17 protein-coding genes are annotated in these 17,710 nt (G+C 67.8%); 4 read left to right on the forward strand and 13 right to left on the reverse strand.

What is annotated here, in order from left to right:
* Nucleotides 1-99: 99 nt before the first annotated feature.
* Entirely contained in the window at nt 100-2,928 is a 2,829-nt protein-coding gene (gene uvrA, locus C7H85_RS08980; protein WP_106729416.1) for an excinuclease ABC subunit UvrA, read from the forward strand.
* Nucleotides 2,929-2,947: 19 nt separating this feature from the next.
* A complete protein-coding gene (locus C7H85_RS08985) occupies nt 2,948-4,732 on the forward strand; it encodes a PglL family O-oligosaccharyltransferase (protein WP_106729343.1) in 1,785 nt (594 codons plus the stop codon).
* On the opposite strand, the gene C7H85_RS08990 is transcribed toward C7H85_RS08985, so the two are convergent.
* Genes C7H85_RS08990 through C7H85_RS09000 form a run of 3 tightly spaced genes read right to left on the reverse strand, consistent with a single transcriptional unit; the run spans nt 4,660 to nt 6,867 of the window.
* Entirely contained in the window at nt 4,660-5,430 is a 771-nt protein-coding gene (locus C7H85_RS08990; RefSeq protein WP_106729344.1) for a glutaminyl-peptide cyclotransferase, read from the reverse strand. The genes C7H85_RS08985 and C7H85_RS08990 overlap by 73 nt on opposite strands.
* Nucleotides 5,427-6,236 (reverse strand): ABC transporter permease, encoded by an 810-nt coding sequence (locus C7H85_RS08995; RefSeq protein ID WP_106729345.1) that lies wholly within the window; start codon nt 6,234-6,236, stop codon nt 5,427-5,429. The genes C7H85_RS08990 and C7H85_RS08995 overlap by 4 nt, the downstream gene beginning before the upstream one ends.
* Complete coding sequence (locus C7H85_RS09000) at nt 6,223-6,867, reverse strand: ABC transporter ATP-binding protein (RefSeq protein ID WP_245879607.1); 645 nt, start codon at nt 6,865-6,867, stop codon at nt 6,223-6,225. The genes C7H85_RS08995 and C7H85_RS09000 overlap by 14 nt, the downstream gene beginning before the upstream one ends.
* A gap of 313 nt (nt 6,868-7,180) precedes the next feature.
* On the opposite strand from C7H85_RS09000, the gene C7H85_RS09005 reads away from it, so the two are divergent.
* Entirely contained in the window at nt 7,181-7,576 is a 396-nt protein-coding gene (locus C7H85_RS09005; protein WP_210433601.1) for a PA2779 family protein, read from the forward strand.
* 1 nt (nt 7,577) lies between these two features.
* Nucleotides 7,578-8,513, forward strand: a complete 936-nt coding sequence (locus tag C7H85_RS09010) for a PA2778 family cysteine peptidase (protein WP_106729347.1) — start codon at nt 7,578-7,580, stop codon at nt 8,511-8,513.
* Between the two features lie 2 nt (nt 8,514-8,515).
* Here C7H85_RS09010 and C7H85_RS09015 read toward each other — a convergent pair whose 3' ends face one another.
* From C7H85_RS09015 to C7H85_RS09060, 10 genes are all read right to left on the reverse strand, one after another.
* Nucleotides 8,516-10,216 carry a chloride channel protein gene (locus C7H85_RS09015; protein ID WP_106729348.1) on the reverse strand — a complete coding sequence of 567 codons (1,701 nt, stop codon included), beginning with the start codon at nt 10,214-10,216 and terminating at the stop codon, nt 8,516-8,518.
* A 186-nt stretch (nt 10,217-10,402) separates the two neighbouring features.
* Nucleotides 10,403-10,909: a type II secretion system protein gene (locus C7H85_RS09020; protein ID WP_106729349.1), complete on the reverse strand. Its 507-nt coding sequence runs from the start codon at nt 10,907-10,909 to the stop codon at nt 10,403-10,405.
* Complete coding sequence (locus C7H85_RS09025; protein ID WP_106729350.1) at nt 10,896-11,264, reverse strand: type II secretion system protein; 369 nt, start codon at nt 11,262-11,264, stop codon at nt 10,896-10,898. Before C7H85_RS09025 ends, C7H85_RS09020 begins: the two co-directional genes overlap by 14 nt.
* Nucleotides 11,265-11,268: 4 nt before the next feature.
* Complete coding sequence (locus C7H85_RS09030) at nt 11,269-11,739, reverse strand: type II secretion system protein (protein ID WP_106729351.1); 471 nt, start codon at nt 11,737-11,739, stop codon at nt 11,269-11,271.
* 24 nt (nt 11,740-11,763) lie between these two features.
* Nucleotides 11,764-13,560: a secretin N-terminal domain-containing protein gene (locus C7H85_RS09035; RefSeq protein WP_106729352.1), complete on the reverse strand. Its 1,797-nt coding sequence runs from the start codon at nt 13,558-13,560 to the stop codon at nt 11,764-11,766.
* Nucleotides 13,557-14,105, reverse strand: coding sequence for a hypothetical protein (locus C7H85_RS09040; protein ID WP_106729353.1), 549 nt, complete (start codon nt 14,103-14,105; stop codon nt 13,557-13,559). The genes C7H85_RS09035 and C7H85_RS09040 overlap by 4 nt, the downstream gene beginning before the upstream one ends.
* Nucleotides 14,105-14,653 (reverse strand): GspMb/PilO family protein, encoded by a 549-nt coding sequence (locus C7H85_RS09045; RefSeq protein ID WP_106729354.1) that lies wholly within the window; start codon nt 14,651-14,653, stop codon nt 14,105-14,107. Before C7H85_RS09045 ends, C7H85_RS09040 begins: the two co-directional genes overlap by 1 nt.
* On the reverse strand, nt 14,640-15,167 hold the full coding sequence (locus tag C7H85_RS09050; protein WP_106729355.1) for a pilus assembly protein: 528 nt from the start codon (nt 15,165-15,167) through the stop codon (nt 14,640-14,642). The genes C7H85_RS09045 and C7H85_RS09050 overlap by 14 nt, the downstream gene beginning before the upstream one ends.
* A gap of 1 nt (nt 15,168) precedes the next feature.
* Nucleotides 15,169-15,975, reverse strand: coding sequence for a hypothetical protein (locus C7H85_RS09055; RefSeq protein ID WP_146140435.1), 807 nt, complete (start codon nt 15,973-15,975; stop codon nt 15,169-15,171).
* Nucleotides 15,956-17,674, reverse strand: coding sequence for a GspE/PulE family protein (locus tag C7H85_RS09060; RefSeq protein WP_106729357.1), 1,719 nt, complete (start codon nt 17,672-17,674; stop codon nt 15,956-15,958). Before C7H85_RS09060 ends, C7H85_RS09055 begins: the two co-directional genes overlap by 20 nt.
* Between the last annotated feature and the right edge of the window lie 36 nt (nt 17,675-17,710).

Below are 17,710 nucleotides of genomic sequence, written 5' to 3' on the forward strand. Positions count from 1 at the left end.
ACGGGGGCACTGTCAAGATTAATCCTTATTGTCCCCTTGGCTGTCTATTCATCCAGTGCCATACTAGCCGGTCGAATTTACACCAAGGTCATGCTGCAGATGGATAAAATCGAAGTTCGCGGGGCGCGCACCCACAACCTGAAGAACATCAGCCTGGAACTGCCCCGGGACAAGCTTATCGTGATCACCGGCCTGTCCGGCTCGGGCAAGTCCTCCCTCGCCTTCGATACCCTCTATGCCGAGGGCCAGCGCCGTTACGTGGAATCTCTCTCCGCCTACGCCCGCCAGTTCCTCTCGCTGATGGAAAAGCCGGACGTGGACCATATCGAGGGGCTGTCGCCGGCGATCTCCATCGAGCAGAAATCCACCTCCCACAACCCGCGCTCCACCGTGGGCACAATCACCGAAATCTACGACTACCTGCGGCTGCTGTTCGCCCGGGTGGGCGAGCCCCGCTGCCCCAGCCACGCCCTGCCGCTCACCGCCCAGACCATCAGCCAGATGGTGGACAAGGTGCTGGAACAACCCGAGGGCAAGAAGCTGATGCTGCTGGCGCCGGTGGTGCGCAACCGCAAGGGCGAGCACAGCAAGCTGCTCGACAACCTGGCGGCCCAAGGCTTCATCCGCGCCCGCATCGACGGCGAGGTGTGCGATCTGTCGGATCCGCCCGCCCTGGAGTTGCAGAAGAAACACAGCATCGAAGTGGTGGTGGATCGCTTCAAGGTGCGCGAGGATCTGCAGCTGCGGCTGGCGGAATCTTTCGAAACCGCCCTGGAGCTGTCCGGCGGTATCGCCTCGGTGGTGGCGATGGACGAGCCGGACGAGACGCCGCTGGTGTTCTCCGCCAACTTCGCCTGCCCCGAGTGCGGCTATTCCATCGCCGAACTGGAGCCGCGCATCTTCTCCTTCAACAACCCGGCGGGCGCCTGCGAAAGCTGCGACGGCCTGGGCGTGCAGCAGATCTTCGACCCGGACAAGGTGATCAGCAACCCGGAGCTGAGCCTGTCCGGCGGCGCCATCCGCGGCTGGGACAAGCGCAGCTATTACTACTACCAGATGCTCAAGTCCCTGGCCGACCACTACCAGTTCGATCTGGAGGCACCCTACGAGCAGTTGCCGAAAGATATCCAGAAGGCGGTGCTGTACGGCTCGGGTCGCACCAGCATCGAATTCAAGTACATGAACGACAGGGGCGACGTGCTGGTGCGCAAGCACCCCTTCGAAGGCATACTGCACAACATGGAGCGGCGCTACCGGGAAACCGAGTCCAATTCGGTGCGCGAAGAGCTGGCCAAGTACCAGACCAACCGCGCCTGCCCCAGCTGCCAGGGCACCCGACTGAAGGAAGGGCCGCGGCACGTGTTCGTGGCCAATCACAACCTGCCCCAGGTCACCGAGATGGCCATCGGCGAGGCCCACGCCTTCTTCACCCGCATGGAACTGGCCGGCCAGAAGGCACAGATCGCCGACAAGATCTTCAAGGAGATCGTCGAGCGGCTGGGCTTCCTGGTCAACGTGGGCCTCAACTACCTCAGCCTGTCGCGCAGCGCCGAGACCCTGTCCGGCGGCGAGGCCCAGCGCATCCGCCTGGCCAGCCAGATCGGCGCCGGCCTGGTGGGGGTGATGTACGTGCTCGACGAACCCAGCATCGGCCTGCACCAGCGGGACAACGAACGGCTGCTGTCCACCCTCACCCACCTGCGCGACCTGGGCAACACCGTGATCGTGGTGGAACACGACGAGGACGCCATCCGCGCCGCCGATTATGTGCTGGACATCGGCCCCGGCGCCGGGGTACACGGCGGCCAAATCGTGGCCCAGGGCACCCCGGCCGAGGTGATGGCCAACCCGGACTCGCTCACCGGCGCCTACCTCTCGGGACGGGAGCAAATCGCCGTGCCCGAGCGGCGTACCTCGCCGGGGGAGCACTGGCTGGAGCTCAAGGGCGCCCGCGGCAACAACCTGAAGGAGGTGGACCTCAGGCTGCCGCTGGGTCTGATGACCTGCGTCACCGGGGTGTCCGGCTCGGGCAAGTCGACCCTGATCAACGATACCTTGTTCCCGCTCGCCCACCGGGAGCTGAACAAGGCCACCGTCAGCCAGCCGGCCCCGTACCGGGTGATCCACGGCCTCGACCGGCTGGACAAGGTGGTGGACATCGACCAGAGCCCGATCGGCCGCACCCCGCGCTCCAACCCGGCCACCTACACCGGCATTTTCACCCCCATCCGCGAGCTGTTCGCCGGCACCCAGGAGGCCCGCTCCCGGGGCTACAAGCCGGGCCGTTTCTCGTTCAACGTCAAGGGCGGCCGCTGCGAGGCCTGCCAGGGCGACGGGGTGATCAAGGTGGAGATGCACTTCCTGCCCGACGTCTACGTGCCCTGCGACGTGTGCAAGGGCAAGCGCTACAACCGGGAGACCCTGGAGATCCGCTACAAGGGCAGGAGCATCCACGAGGTGCTGGAGATGACGGTGGAAGAAGCCTGCGACTTCTTCGCCCCGGTGCCGGCCATCGCCCGCAAGCTGCAGACCCTGATGGACGTGGGCCTGTCCTACATCCGCCTGGGTCAGTCGGCCACCACCCTCTCCGGCGGCGAGGCCCAGCGGGTCAAGCTGGCCCGGGAGCTGTCCAAGCGCGACACCGGCCAGACCCTCTATATCCTGGACGAGCCCACCACCGGCCTGCACTTCCACGACATCCAGCTGCTGCTCGAGGTGCTGCACCGGTTGCGCGATCACGGCAATACCATCGTCATCATCGAGCACAACCTGGACGTGATCAAGACCGCCGACTGGATAGTGGATCTGGGCCCCGAGGGCGGCAGCGGCGGCGGCCGCATCCTGGTCACCGGCACCCCGGAACAGGTGGCGGAGCACGACGATTCGCACACGGCCCGCTTTTTACGGCCTATGCTGAAAGGGCGCTAGTCTATCGTTGGAGTCACGGATGACCCGGATATCATTGCCTTCCCTCTGGTTCTGGTGCTTCGCCGTCTGGTTGCTGGGCGGCATGCACTTCTTCATGCACAACCCCGGCGGCGCCGGCCTCTACCTGCCGTTCAACATGGTGGGCTGGATCTTCGTCTCCCTGCTGATCGGCCTGGGCCTGTGGCAGATGACCCTGAACCAGGCGGTCGACTACAGCCGTTTTCATCTCTGGTGCTGGCTGGCCTTCGCGCTGCTGCTGCTGCCGCTGCTCTATCCCAACAACCGCTTTGCCGACCATGCCCTGCCCCGGCTGGCCGGGGTGGCCGGCGGCCTGCTGTTCTATTTCTCCCTGCTGCAATGCCGCTTCGATCCGGCCCGGCGCTACCGGCTGTTGCACCTGGTGCTGGCCGGCATCACCCTCGAGGCCCTGTTCGGCCTGGTGCAGTACTACCTGCTGACCCCGGGCAACTGGATTGGCTACAACATCCAGAGCAACCGGCCCTACGGCATCTTCCAGCAGCCCAACGTCATGGCCAGCCTGATGGCTACCGGCTTGGTGCTGGCCTGCTACCTGTGGCTGGAGGAGCAGCGGCGCCTGGCGCCGGGGCAAAGGCTCTGGCTGGGCGGGGTGCTGATCGCCACCGCCCTGTTGCTGGTGGTGGGGCAGTCCCGGGTCGGCCAGCTCGGGGCCCTGGTCGGGCTGCTGCTGCTGCTGCCCCTGGCCTGGCACCAGGGCCGGCGGCGGCTGTTGCCGGCCCTCGCGCTGATCGCCGCCGGGGTGGCGCTGGGGCTCTGGTCCCTGACGCTGGTGGAGGGAGTGCAACGCGGCCTCGACGTCTACACCGCCTCCGGATTGCGCAAGCATTACTGGGCCCAGAGCCTGGCCCTGATCGGCCAGCACCCCTGGCTGGGGGTGGGTTACGGCGACTTCGAACACCAGTTCATGCGCTTTTACGCCGGCCAGCGGGAGGCGCTCTCCGGCTTGCCGCCGATGGAGCCCAACCTGGATCACCCCCATAACGAGCTGCTCTACTGGGGGGTGGAAGGCGGCCTGCTGCCGGTGTTCGCCATTTTGCTGGCGGCGCTGGCCTTTGTGCGCCTGCTGGCCCGGGCCCCCTGGCACCAGGCGCTGGCGCTGACGGCACTGGTGTGGCCCATCGCCCTGCACAGCCAGACCGAGTACCCGCTCTATCACTCCCTGGCCCACTGGATCATACTGCTGACCCTGCTGTACTGGGCCGACAGCCGGCTGGCGCCGCCCGAGCGGCGGCCGTTCCGGCCCTGGCTGCTGGCCCGCTTCACCGCCCTGCTGATCCCGGCGCTGGTGGTGCCCTTCATGCTCACCGGGCTGCAGACCGCCTACGTGGTGACCCAGTACGAACGTGGCGGCTACCGGGAGCCGCAGCGGCTGCTGGCCGCCAGCAACCCCATGGCCTGGCTGACCCGGCTGGAATTCAACGCCATGTCGCTGCGGCTGGTGGTGGGGGCGCAACAGCGGGATCTCCGGGCGCTGCAGGCCTACCTGAGCTGGGGCGAAGAGTTCGTGCGCCATACCCCCAGATCCAATATTTACTACAACATGGTACTGGCCCTGAACCACCTGGACCGGCGGCAGGAAGCCGAACGGCTGCTGGCCCTGGCCCGCCATTACTACCCCGGGGAACAACTGCTGCACCAGGACAGCATCAGCAAGGCGCTGCGCTCGCTGGATGAAGGCCGGGCCTCCGCCGCTCAGTCCGCCACCGCCGACGAGGCCACAAAACGCACCCGGAACATCTCGGGCCAGAGCTTGCCGGTCAGGTAAAAGTCGCCGCTGGCGGCATCATGGGCGATGCCGTTCAGCACCGCTTCCCGATCGTCGCCCCTGCGGCTCGCCGCCACCAGCGCCGAGGCGTCGATCTCGGCGCTGACCCGGCCGCTGGGCTTGTCTATCCGCACCAGCCGGGGCTCGTGCCAGATGTTGGCATAGACATGTTCGCCCACGCAGGCCAGCTCGTTGAGCCGCTCCTGCGGCGCGCCGTCCAGGCGCACCGTCACCCGCCCGCGCAGGGAGAAGTCCGCCGGATCCCGCCGGTACAGGGTGGCCGAGCCGTCGCTCATCCACAGCGATTCGCCGTCGTAACACAGGCCCCAGCCTTCACCGCCGTACTGGTAGACCCCGAGCAGGCGGAAATCGTCCAGCCGGTAGCTCAGCGCCAGCCCCTCGCGCCAGGTGAGCTGGATCAGCCGATCGTCCACCCGGGCCAGGCCCTCGCCGAACCAGGCCGGATCCAGCTCCCGCCGGCGCAGCACCTCGCCGCTGGCCGGATCCACCTCCCGCAGGCTGGAATGGCCGTAGCGCCCGGTGCTTTCGTAAAAGCGGCCCTCGTGCAGCAGCAGGCCCTGGGTAAAGGCCCGGGCGTCGTGCGGCAGCACCTCCAGCACCTCGACCCTCAGCCGCTCCACCGCCGCCGACAGACCCGGCCACCCGCCCAGCAGCAACAACAAGGCCATCCGCCTCATCGGTTCCCTCCCGGCGGCACCAGCCGGTCGAGACGCAGCCGCTCCCGCTCGTCGAACAGCCGGCGGCTGGCCAGGGCCACCGCCAGCAGGGTGCCGAAACCGGTGGCGGTGGTGATGGCGAACATCACCAGGATCTGGTATTTCACCGCCACCGCCGGCGAGCTGCCCGCCAGGATCTGGCCGGTCATCATGCCCGGCAGGCTGACCACGCCGGCGGCGGCCATGCCGTTGATGGTGGGGATCAGACCGCCGCGCATGGCGTCCCGCCGCAGATCGCCCACCGCCTCCTGCCAACGCTGGCCCAGCATCAGCCGGCCCTCGATCTGGGCCCGCTGGCGCCAGACCCCGTCGCTCAGCCGATCCAGGCCGATGGCCACGCCGGTCATGGTGTTGCCGAGCATCATGCCCAGCAGAGGAATGGCGTATTGCGGGGTATACCAGGGCTCGGGACCGATGATCAGCGTCAGCGACAGCACCGTCACCGCGAAGGAGGAAAGGAACATGGCCAGGGTGCCGATGCCGAAGGTCCAGCCGCCGCCCAGCCGGCGCTGCTGCCGGGCCATGACCTCACGACCGGCGATCAACAGCATGGCCGTCGCCATCAGCACCACCCAGTGCAGGGCGGTGGTGGCGAACAGCGCCTCCAGCACCAGGCCGATCAGCGCCAGCTGCAGCACGGTGCGCAAGGCGGCCACCAGCAGGCTGCGGCCGACCCCGAGCCGGCCGGCGGCGGTACAGCCGGCCAGCGCCAGCACCATGACCGCAGCCAGCCCCAACTGCCACCAGTTCAGCTCAATCACCCCCATGGCTCAGCTCCAGCTGCCGATCGCGGAGGCGACCATGGCGATCCGCCACCCGGGCGATCTGTCCGGGATCGTGACTGATCCACAGCGCCGGCAGGCACGCCTGCCGGATCCAGCGGCACAGCCAGGCTTCCACCCGCCCGGTCAGCGCCGGATCCAGGTTGGCGGTGGGTTCGTCGAGCAGCAGGGCCCCGGGCTGGTGCGACCAGGCGCGCAACAGCGCCAGCCGCTGCTTTTCACCGGACGACAGCCGGGCCACCGACCAGTCCTCCACCCCGGCCGGAAAGCCCAGCGCCTCGCCCTGGCCATCGAGCCCCTGGCCCAGGTGATCCGCCACCCGCTCGCCCCACCACTGGCTGTCGGCGGGCACCAGCATCACCCGGCGCCGCCAGCGATGGGCCGGAACCCCGGCCCTGTCCTGCTCGCCCAGCCAGACGCGACCCCGGTGTTCATCCAGATCGGCGATGGCCCGCAACAACCGGCTCTTCCCCGAGCCGGAGGGGCCCGACAGGCACAGGATCTCTCCCGCCGCCACCGTCAGCGACACCGGCGCCAGCTCGCCCACCGCCAGCCCCTCCAGCCGGAGCGGCAGTCCACCGCCGGTGGCGGCCATGTCGCCCCCTGCTAGTGACAAGGCCAAGCCTCCCCTGGAGGCCGAGGTACCCCGGCCTCATGTCCATAGCTGTCGCAATGCCGTACCTGCCCCGAGCCGCCCCCGACGGCGCGCTGCCCAGGCCGGCCGCGGCCACCGGGCCACCGGGCCCGGCGCAGGCCGGTCCCGGCCCTCGCCGCCGCCCTTGCTTTTAACTTTGTATCCATGAGAATCCTGACCGTCCGAATGACTATACTGCTACCGAGAAGGCCCGACATGGAACGCAGGCATGAGATCCCTGCTCCTGCCCCGAGTGGGCCCGTATCTCGTGTAACATACTTCAAGGAGAATAATAATGATGCAACGAATCTGTCGAGTGCTGAATCCCCTGCTGATACTGTCCCTGGTTATGGGGTCGATACCCCTGGCGGTACAGGCTCAGCCGGTGGCGCTGGTATCCACCCAGCAGGTGCTGGCCACGGAGCAGGTGAACGCCGATCGGGCACGGATCGGCGAGCTGCTGACCCGGACCGAGGTGCGGGCGCAACTGGCCGGCTTCGGCGTGGCGCCGGCCGAAGTGGAAGCCCGGGTCGCCGCCCTGTCCGATCAGGAAGTACGCCAGATGGCGGAGCAGCTCGACAACATGCCAGCCGGGGCCAATGCGGTGGTCGGCGCCCTGCTCACCGTGTTCATCATCCTGCTGGTCACCGACCTGCTGGGCCTGACCAACGTCTTCCCCTTCACCCGCTGACATGGCCCGGCACCGCCTGCAGCAACAGGCCCACCTGGCGGGCCTGTTGCTGTTACTGCTGCTGAGCGGCTGTGCCGCCACGCCCCCCTTGTCGGACGACGCCAACGCGCGGTTGCCGGCCCGCGCCTACGTCACCGGGGTCCCCTTCCACGGCCAGCGCGACTACCAGTGCGGGCCGGCATCGCTGGCCATGGTGCTGAATGCCGGCGGCATCGATACCGGTGTCGATGAACTGATCCCCCAGCTGTTCCTGCCCGGACGCGAGGGCAGCGTGCAGCCGGAAATGCTGGCCACGGCCCGTCGCCACCAGCGCATCGGCTATACCCTGGAGGGCGGTTTCGAGGGGCTGCTGAGCGAAATCGCCGCCGGCCATCCGGTGGTGGTGCTGCAGAACCTGTCGCTACCGGCATTCCCGCTGTGGCATTACGCGGTGGTCATCGGCTACGACCGGGCGCGCCGGCAATTGATACTGCACAGCGGCGAACAGGCCCGGATGCCGGTGAGCTTTGCCCGCTTCGACGCCACCTGGGCCCGCAGCGGGCGTTGGGCCATGGTGGCCCTGCCTCCCGGCGAGCTGCCCGCCGCCATCAGCCCGGCGCGTGCCACCGAGAGCATCGCCGCCTTCGAACGGCTGGCCGGCGCCGAGGCCGCCCTGCCCGCCTGGCAGGCGCTGGTGGCCCGCTGGCCGGCGTCGGCCATGGGCTGGTTTGCCCTCGGCAACGGCCACCACGGAGCGGGAGATCCGGCGGGGGCGGCCGAGGCGTTCCGCCAGGCGACCCGGCTCCAGCCGGACCTGGCCGTGGCCTGGCTCAACCTGGGGCTGACCCAGGCGGCGCTCGGCCATCCCGAGGTCGCCGCCAGCCTGCGCCGCGCCGCCGCCCTGCCCGGCCCCTGGCAATCCCGGGCCCGCCAGGCGCTGGCGACGCTCGCGCCCTGAGTTCAGTGCAGCCCACCCTCCCCGGTCAGCACCTCCACCAGCTGGGCGCGGGTCACCAGCCCCAGCCCCTGCCGACCGACCGGCAGCAGGAAGCCGGCACCTTCTTCCTGCTGCAGGGACTTGATGGCGGTCAGCAGGGAAGCATCTCCGGTCAGCTCGACCAGCCGCCGCCGCGGCAACAGCAGCCGCCGTAGCGCCCGCTCGCGCGGCTCCGCCTCCGCGTGTTCCTGTAGCAGTGCCGCCAGTCGATCACCGCCGACCAGGTAGGATTCCCCGCCCAGCCGCACCACCACCTGCTCGGGCCCGCCGTGCAGCACCTCGGCCAGGGCCCCGCTGCCATCCGCGTCAAACTCGGCAAAGCGGAATCCGGCCAGCTCGGACAGATAGCGCTGGGCCAGCCCGGTGCGCAGCGGATGGGTCTGCAGCACCCGCCCCCGGGCCCTGAGCAGGGTGATCACCAGGGACGGCTGGCGAAAACCGTGCTGGCACACCAGGTTGGCCCCGAGTACCACTATCATCGCCGGCAACATGGCCTCGGCACTGAGCGACAGCTCCAGTACCGTCGCCAACGCCGCCAGGGGCGCGTGCAGCACGGCTCCCATCATGGCCGCCATGCCCAGCAGCGCATAGAGGCCGGGATCCGAGGTGCCCGGCACCAGGGCCCCGGCGATGCCGCCGGCACAGACGCCGAGCATCAGGGTCGGGGCTATCTGCCCACCCGGCACCCCCAGGCCGATGGCGGCGGCGGTGGCCAGCAGCTTGGCCGCCAGGATCAGCAGCAGCACCGGCCAGGGCAACCCCTCGCCCAGAATAACGTTGATGGTGTCGTAGCCCGAGCCAAGGATCTGCGGCGCCGCCAGGGCCAGGGTGCCGGCGAGCAGGCCGGCCAGCAGCAGGCGCCCGTCCCGGCTCGGCAGCGGCAGCCGCAGGAAGAGCCGCACCAGCCGGTGGAACAGCACCGCAGTCAGGCCGATGCCGACACCGGTCAGCAGCAGGCCGGGAATATCCCGGTACGAGGCCAGCGACAGGGTAACCGGCAGCAATATCGGCTCAGCCCCCAGCAGCAGGCCGCTGACCGCCGAGGCGGTGACGGCGGCGGCGATGATGGGGGCGAATCCGAGCAGGCTGTATTCCATCAGCACCACTTCCATGGCGAACAGCACCCCCGCCAGCGGGGTATTGAAGGCCGCCGAAATGGCCGCGGCGGTGCCGCAACCCACCAGCAGCCGCAGCTGGCTCGGCGGCCGGTGGACATACTGGCCCAGTTGGCTGGCGATGCCCGCGCCCAGGTGCACCGCCGGCCCCTCGCGGCCGACGCTGTGCCCCGATCCCAGGGCGATCAGCGCGGCCAGGAACTGGAACCCGATATTGGCCGCCGGCAGCCGCCCCTGGCCGAACTGCAACCGCTCCAGCACATAGGCCAGGCCGACCGCCTGGGCCGAGGCCGGTGTCAGCCGGTACAGCAGGATCAACAGCAGGCTGCCGGCCACGGGCAGGCCGAGCTGCCAGCCCCGGGGCAGCGACTCGAAGTCTTCCAGCGACGCGCCGTTCCACACCCCCAGCAGGCCGTTGAGCAGCACCAGGAAGCAGATCATCACCAGGCTGGCAGCCAGGCCGGTCGCCACCCCCAGCAGCACCAGGGGCAACAGGTTGTCGGAAAGGCCGGAAAACAGGCGGCGAAATCGGTGTTTGGCTGAGCTCATGGGGCTCCCGGTTGCAGTGAAGGGGCGTCAGGCACGGTGCAACATCTCCAAGAGTACCATCATTCTCCGGCCGGTTTCCTCGGCCAATATATGAGGATGTAAAACGCCCACGCCCCCAAAATATTGACGGCAGAGAACATAAGAACCGACATCTTGTGGCCGTAATAACGCCTGCTGGAAATTGCGCTAACGAGCGATGTCACTACTGCCCCCGGCTTCAAGCAGGAAAGACTTGTCCGCCACGAACCGCCAGTCCGCATAACTGCCCATCTGCTCGAATTCCGCCCATTGGGACGGGAACCGGGCCTGTTTCAGCGGTCGCTGCGTCGAACGGCTGTACACCCCGGCGATGCGGCCGTCGATGGAGCGGACCAGCCCCCAGTCGAGGTTGCCGGTAACGGGATCCGGATAGAGCCGGCGCAGGTGGCGGCGCACCTGGGGAAAGCGGGGATCCTCGAGCAATTCTTCCAGCCGTGAGGGATAGAGGGACACGCCCGGCGAGCTGCGATAATAGCTGCGCAACGCCTGGGCGTACTGGTTGCCCACCCACAGCAGCTCGCGCTCCTTGGCGCGCTGGCTGGCCAGCGACCACAGCTGCCCGGTGCCGGCCAGGCCCAGGCCCATCAGCACGATCAGGAACAACACCCCAAGGTAGGTGAAGCCCCCCTGCCCCGGGACCCTACCAGTCCCCATACCGGCTCCCGTCCCGGGCCAGCCCGGGAGCCCCGCTCTTTACATCGTAGACGCCGGCCCCCTCCGGGGGCGGCAGCAGCACCCAGTGCTCGCTGCTGTCGAGCAGCGGATCCCGGGGCAGCTGGCGCAGGTAGCGCTGCTCCACCAGCGCCTCGATGGACTCCGGATAGCGGCCGGTATCGCCGTAGTACTGATCGAGCGCCTCACGCATCACCGCCAGGCTCTGGCGCAGCGTGGTTTCCTTGGCCCCCTCCAGACTGGAGAAATAACGCGGTCCGGCTATGGTCAGCAGGATGGCGATAATCGCCATCACCACCAGCAGTTCGATCAGGGTAAATCCCTTTCCCCTTTTCATGGCATCACCACTCCCTGTAGGCAATTCCGTTGAGCCCGGAACCACGGGCCAGGGAATAGACGTCGAACACGTCCTCCCCGGCCCGGGGCTCCTCCGCCGGGCTGTCATAGGCCCTCAGCCCCCACTGTTCTTCCGCTGCCAGTGCCGGATCGGCGAAGGGATCCCGGGGGATGCGACGTAAAAAATAGATCTTGTCGCCTTCGATATCGCGCAGATCCCGCGCCCCCTCCACCAGCACCCGCAGGGAAGGAGGATAGCCGGATCCCTCGGCCGGCGTATCGATATGTCCCGCATCGGCCGCCTGCTTGTAGGCATCGATGGCATCGCGGATCTGGTAGAGCGCCTTTTTCAGATCCTGCTCCTGGCTCCGCCGGATCACGGTCTCGGTTACCGGCACCGCCATGCTGGCCAGCAGGGCGACGATGGCGACGGTCACCACCAGTTCGATCAGCGAAAACCCCTGTTTGCGTTTCACCTCCTTTGCCTCCTTATCCACTTTTCAGGATGCGGGCACCACGACACTCGGCGCCGGCAGCACCACCGTTTCCACCTGCAACTCGTTCTCGGTACCGGTGGTGAATTCCATGTCACCGGGGCTGCGGTACGGCAGGTTGCGCACGATGCGCGGGGTAATGGACAGCACCAGCTCGGACTTGCCGACCGTATCCCTGTTGCTGCCGAACAGCCGGCCCAGGCCGGGAATGTCCCCCAAACCGGGGATCCGGTTGCCGGTAAAACCGTGATCGTTGCGCATCAGCCCGGCCAGGATCTGGGTCTCGCCGTCCCGCAAACGCAATGTAGTCGTCGCATTGCGGGTATCGACCTGCACCGGTATGGTGCCCTGCCGGGTAGGCTCCAGCGGGGTGGCATTGCTCACCTCGAGCGAGACCTTGATGCCCACCTCGTCATTCAGGTGGATGGTCGGCTCCACCTCCAGCTTCAGGCCCACGTCCAGGTAAGTGATGCTCTCGGTGATCACCGGTCCCTGAGTCGAGGGCACCGAGGTGGCGCTGACGATGGGCACCCGCTGGCCGATATGGATCCGGGCCAGTTCCTTGTTGCTGACCCGGATCACCGGGCTGGCCAGGGTGTTGATGTCGTTGTCCTGGGCATTGATCCTGAGCTGGGGCGAGGGAGAGATGCTGATCCGGCCGCCGTCGATGCCGCGCAGCTGGTTGAGGATGGACACCGGCAAGCCATCCTCGTTGATCACCCCGAAGGTGTTGGGCCACTGCAGGCCGAGATCCAGGATGCGCTGGCGCGCCACTTCCATCACTTCCACCTCCAGTATCACCTCCGGATTGGCCTGATCCTGGGCCAGCAGCAGCATCTCGGCCATGCGCACCGCATCGGCGGTGTCGCGCATGGTCAGGGAATTGAGCCGTTCGTCGATAAAGACGTCCCGGGTCTTGAGCATGGTCTTGACCATGTTCAGCGCGCTGTTGGCGTCGATGTTGACCAGGTAGAAGGTGCGCATCACCAGTTCCTGGTATTCCTGCAGTTTCTGGGGCGAATCCGGGTAGACCAGTATGGTGTTGTCGTTGACCACCTTCTGCCGCAGCTGGTTCTGCTGCAGCAGCAGATCGATGGCATCCTCGATCCGCACCTGGCGCACGAAGATCGAAGCCCGCAGATCCGGACTCATGTCCTTATCGAAGATGAAGTTGATGCCCGCGGTACGGGACAGCACCTCGAAGATGGCGCTCAGGTTGGCGTCCCGGAATTCCAGGGTTACCGGCCGTTCCAGCCGAGAACGCAGCTGCGGATAGGGACTGCGGGCCCGGGCCTGAATGGCCTCGATGCTGCGCTGCAGCTGGCGGGCACCCTCGTGGCGGGGATCCAGCGTGAAGACGGCGCGCACCTGCTGCTCCGCCCCGGTCACGTCCCCCCGGCGCAGGGCGGTCTGGCCGTAGCGGATCATGTCGTCGATGGCGCGCCTCTGCTCGAGCCGGCGAACGCCCTCTTCGGCCCTGGCGTTTTCCGGATCCAGTCCCAGCACCCGCTCGTAAGCGAGCCGCGCGGTGGCGAAGTCTCCCGCGTTGCGGGCCCGTTCGGCCTGGCTCAGCAGCGTGGCCATCACCCGCGCCCGCTGGGTCGCCAGGGCGATCTGCAGCGAGGTGTTGCGCGGTTCCGCCTGCGCCACCTGTTCCAGCCGGGCCAGCCCTGCTTCGTAGTTGCCCATCTCGATCAGCGCCAGGCCCTCGTCCTGCACCAGGCGTCCGGCACAGCCGGCCGTCAGCAACACCACCAGCACCAGGGCTGGCCAGTACCCGAAAGAAGCAACCAGGGTCATCATAAAGGACTCCCTACCGCCAGTGACTGGGATTGGCGCAGGGGCAGGTAGATCAGGGTGAGCCGATCCCGGTCGAGCCGTTCGAGGCGATAGGTACCCTCGATCACGTCGCCGACCCGGACCAGGTGGATGCGTTCGTCCCATTGCAGGAACAGCTGGGTGCCCCTGCTGTCGTCCAGCCGGCCGATAAAGCGCAGCGGCAGGGACGGAGCCGACGGTGCCGGCCGGGGCGCCACCGTCGGGGCAGGCTCCGCCATCGGAACCGGTGCCGGCCGGTGCCAGCTGTGGGCGGCGAACAGATCCGCCCGAGGAAATCCGGCGACGGCGACCTCGTCCCCGGTCCGGTTCTCGTTGACATTCGTTATCATCGTCGGCTCCTGTTCCGAACGCAAGGTCGCCAACTGGCCTTGTTGCTGCCGTGGCCCTTCATCCCGCGCGACGGGCCTCGCCTCCCCGTCGACCTCGGTGAACAGCAATTCGGGGATCAGGGCGATGACCCCGGCCGCGCCGAGGAAGGCCAACCAGTTGAGCATCCTGCGTTTATTCATCACAACCTCGATAAGTATAGAGTCATTCGGATTCGACCCTCGAGTTCGGTGTCGGATATTTGCCGCCGCTGGAGATCCACCTCCTCCAGTACCAGGGCCGGCACCTCCGCCAGCACCCCGTGCAGGAAACGCCGCAACTGGGGATAGCTGCCGCGCACCGGTAGCAGGATCTGGTAGCGGGCCAGCCGGGTGCGGGGATCGATGCCGAGGGCATATTCCCCCCGCGCCAGGGAAATGCGCTCGTTCTCCGCCAGCAGGTAGATGTGATCGATGGCCCGGGTGGCGTCCAACTGGGCCGGCAGCCCCTGGTGAAAATCGTCCAGTTGCCGCCCCGGCGCCGGGGGCAGGAATTCCCGCCCGTCCGCCAGCCGCTCCCGCAGCACCAGAGCCTGATGGGTGTTCTGCTCCAGCTGCGCCAGGACCCGCCAGGCCGGCAGCAGCCCGAAGCCGGTGTAACCGAGGGCCAGCAGCAGCAGCACGCCGCCCAGCAGCCCGGGCCGGCCCAGGCGCTGCAGTCGTTCCCGCAGGATCAGTTCAGGGACGCGCATCGGCCACCTCCCAGGTCGCCAGCAGATTGAAGCGGATCGGCCGCTCCGCCGTCGGTAGTATCTCGTGGCTGAGCAGGGACACGTCGCTCAAGGGGCCGCTCTGCTCCAGCTCCCGGTGGAATGCCAGCATGGCCGGCAGATCCCGTGCCTCGGCGCTGATCCTCAACTGCCGCTGGCGGGCGTCGGGAGTCAGTGACAACAAGGCGATCTGCTCCCGCTGCAGGCCTTCAAGCAAGCCGAAGAGGCCGTCCCAAGGCCGGTTGAGCTGGGCGGAGACCCGCTGCATCTCCAGCAGGGCCGCATCCTGGCCGGTGCCGCCGACCGAGCCCGTGCCCTCGTCCGGCAAGCCCTGCCGGGCCTCGGCCAGCGCCTGCCGCTGTCCCGCCGTCGCCTCCGCCAGTTGCCACTGCACCAGCAAGACGACGCCGGCGCAGAGCAGGCCCAGCAGCAGCAGGACCCAGCCCAGCGGGCTGGCCGGGCGGCGGGATTGAAAGTCGAGCTCCAGTCTGTTCATCTCAGTTCACCGTCTGGGCCATGGTGTACAGGGGATCCCCCCCCACCTGGGGGCGGGGCAGTTCGAGCAGCCGGGGCTGCCGGGCGCAGGTCGGGCGGGGACGTTCGCCCGCCCGTCCCGGCGCATGCAGGTAGAGCTCGTCGGCAGCAGCACCGTCCAGCTCCTCCAGGGTCAGCTCCCGCTCGATCAGCGCCCCCAGCGCCGGATCCGAGTCTTCTGCCCCGAGCGAGCCCACCCCGGTCCAGTGCCCGTTTCTCGCCCGCAACAGGGTGCTGCGCCCGGGCTCGGCGAGGATAAACAGGAAATCGTTGCCGGACAGGCTGCCGCAGAAGCGGTTCACCACCGACATCAGGTAAGGCTGTACCGAGAGCAGCCGGATGCCCGCCGCTTCGGCCGCCTGCCGCAAGCGCTCCAGCAGGGCCGCCGGCATCGCCGCCGCCAGCCGGGGGTGGCCGGCGATGTCGGGCGAAAGCCGCAGGCTCCAGCCCGCCGCCGGCTGCCCGTAAAGCTCCTCGATGCAGAGGCGCCCGAAGGTCTCCAGTTCACCGGGGGTGCGGATCTCGGCGCTCCAGGGCACCAGACAGTAGCGGGTGAAGTGGGCGGACAGCACGACGCTGAGCCGGGCCCGTCCGGGCACCTGCTCGGCCAGCAGCCGGGCCAGGGCCGCGCTCGCCGCCGGCCAGTCCCCCGGCTCGGCCCCGGTATCGAGCCGTCCCAGCCAGATCAGGCCGTCCCGCCGGCGGCGGCACAGGCCGACCGCGCCGCCGCCGAGCACGGCGATATAGTGTTCAGCCGACAAAAGTGACACGGTTGATTTCCTCCAGGGTGGTCCGACCCTCGCGCACCAGCGCCAGTGCCGAGCCGCGCAGCAGACGCAGCCCCCGCCGGCAGGCCAGTTCCTTGAGCTCGGCGATGGGGCGGCGATCGATGATCAGCTGGCGCAGCTCGTCGTCCAGCCGCAGCAGCTCGGCGATGGCGGTGCGCCCCTTGTAGCCGGTGCCCCGGCAGTGCATGCAGCCGGCGCCCCGCACGAAGCGATAGTCCCCAACCCTGGCCGGATCCAGCCCCGAGGCATGCAGTTCGTCGACCGCGGGCATTGCCGGGGTGGTGCAGTGCGCGCAGACCAGGCGGATCAGCCGCTGGGCCAGCACCGCGTTGAGCGCCGACACAAAACTATAAGGATCCACCTCCATCTGGATAAAGCGCCCGATCACGTCGAACACGTTGTTGGCGTGGATGGTGGTGAACACCAGGTGGCCGGTGAGCGCCGACTGCACCGCTATCTGGGCGGTTTCCGGATCCCGGATCTCCCCCACCATGATCTTGTCCGGATCGTGCCGCAGTATGGAGCGCAGGCCACGGGCAAAGGTCAGCCCCTTCTTCTCGTTGACCGGGATCTGCAACACCCCGGGCAACTGGTATTCCACCGGGTCCTCGATGGTGATGATCTTGTCCACGCCGTGGTTGATCTCGGTGAGCATGGCGTAGAGGGTCGTGGTCTTGCCGCTGCCGGTGGGGCCGGTCACCAGCACCATGCCGTAGGGCTCCGCCGCCAGCCGGCGCAGGCTGAGCAGGATATCCTGCTCGAATCCCAGGCCGTCCAGCCGCACGCCGTGGATGTGATCGGCCAGATCCTGCTTGTCCAATACCCGCAGCACCGCGTCCTCGCCGAAGATACTCGGCATGATCGACACCCGGAAATCGATCTGGCGCCCCTTGACCGCAATCTTGAAGCGGCCGTCCTGGGGCACCCTTTTCTCGCCGATATCCAGCTCGGCCATCACCTTGATCCTGGAAATCACCTGCTCGGCGATCTCCTTGCCATGGACCCGGCTGATACCGTTGAGCACCCCGTCAATCCGGTATTTGATCACCAGTCCCTGGCCGGTCATGCCCAGGTGAATGTCGCTGGCGTGCATCTTCAGGGCATCGTAGAGAGTGGAGTTGACCAGCTTGATCACCACGCTGGGATCCTCGCTGATACTGGTCAGCGACAGGCTCTCCACCGAGACCTCGCCGTCGGCTTCCTGCCCGGCTCCGGCATTAAGGGACTCGACCGCGTGGAAGGCCTCCTCCTGGTGGGTCAGGTAGGCGGCCAGCGCGTCCCGGTGCACCAGGTAGAGCGGCGCCCCGTCCAGGCATTCGTCGATCCAGGCCAGGCGGTCCGGCTCGAAGGGATCGGCAAACACCCCGACCCGCTGCCGCTCGAACAGGATCATCACGAATTCACGTTTGATGGACTGGGTCAGGGGAAGACGTTCGAAGCAGGGCGGGCTGGCGAAGAGGTGCTCGTCGTCCAGTACCGGATAATGCAGCAGGGCGCCCAGCCGACGGACGAAAGGCTCCGGTTCAAGCCCGGAGGCGGATTCCAGTTCCGCCAGCACCCGACTGTCCCGCTCGACGGCCCGCTGCCGCGCGCCGCGCAACAGGGACTTCAACAGATCCGGCTCGTCCTGCGCGCCGGCGGGCTGGGGCTCGCGCCCGGCAGCCAGAAATACGGTTTCCATGGATCCTCTCCCACATCCTTATGGTCACGGCACCAC

This window comes from Zobellella endophytica (assembly GCF_003012775.1).
In the GTDB taxonomy this organism is placed as follows: domain Bacteria; phylum Pseudomonadota; class Gammaproteobacteria; order Enterobacterales; family Aeromonadaceae; genus Oceanimonas; species Oceanimonas endophytica.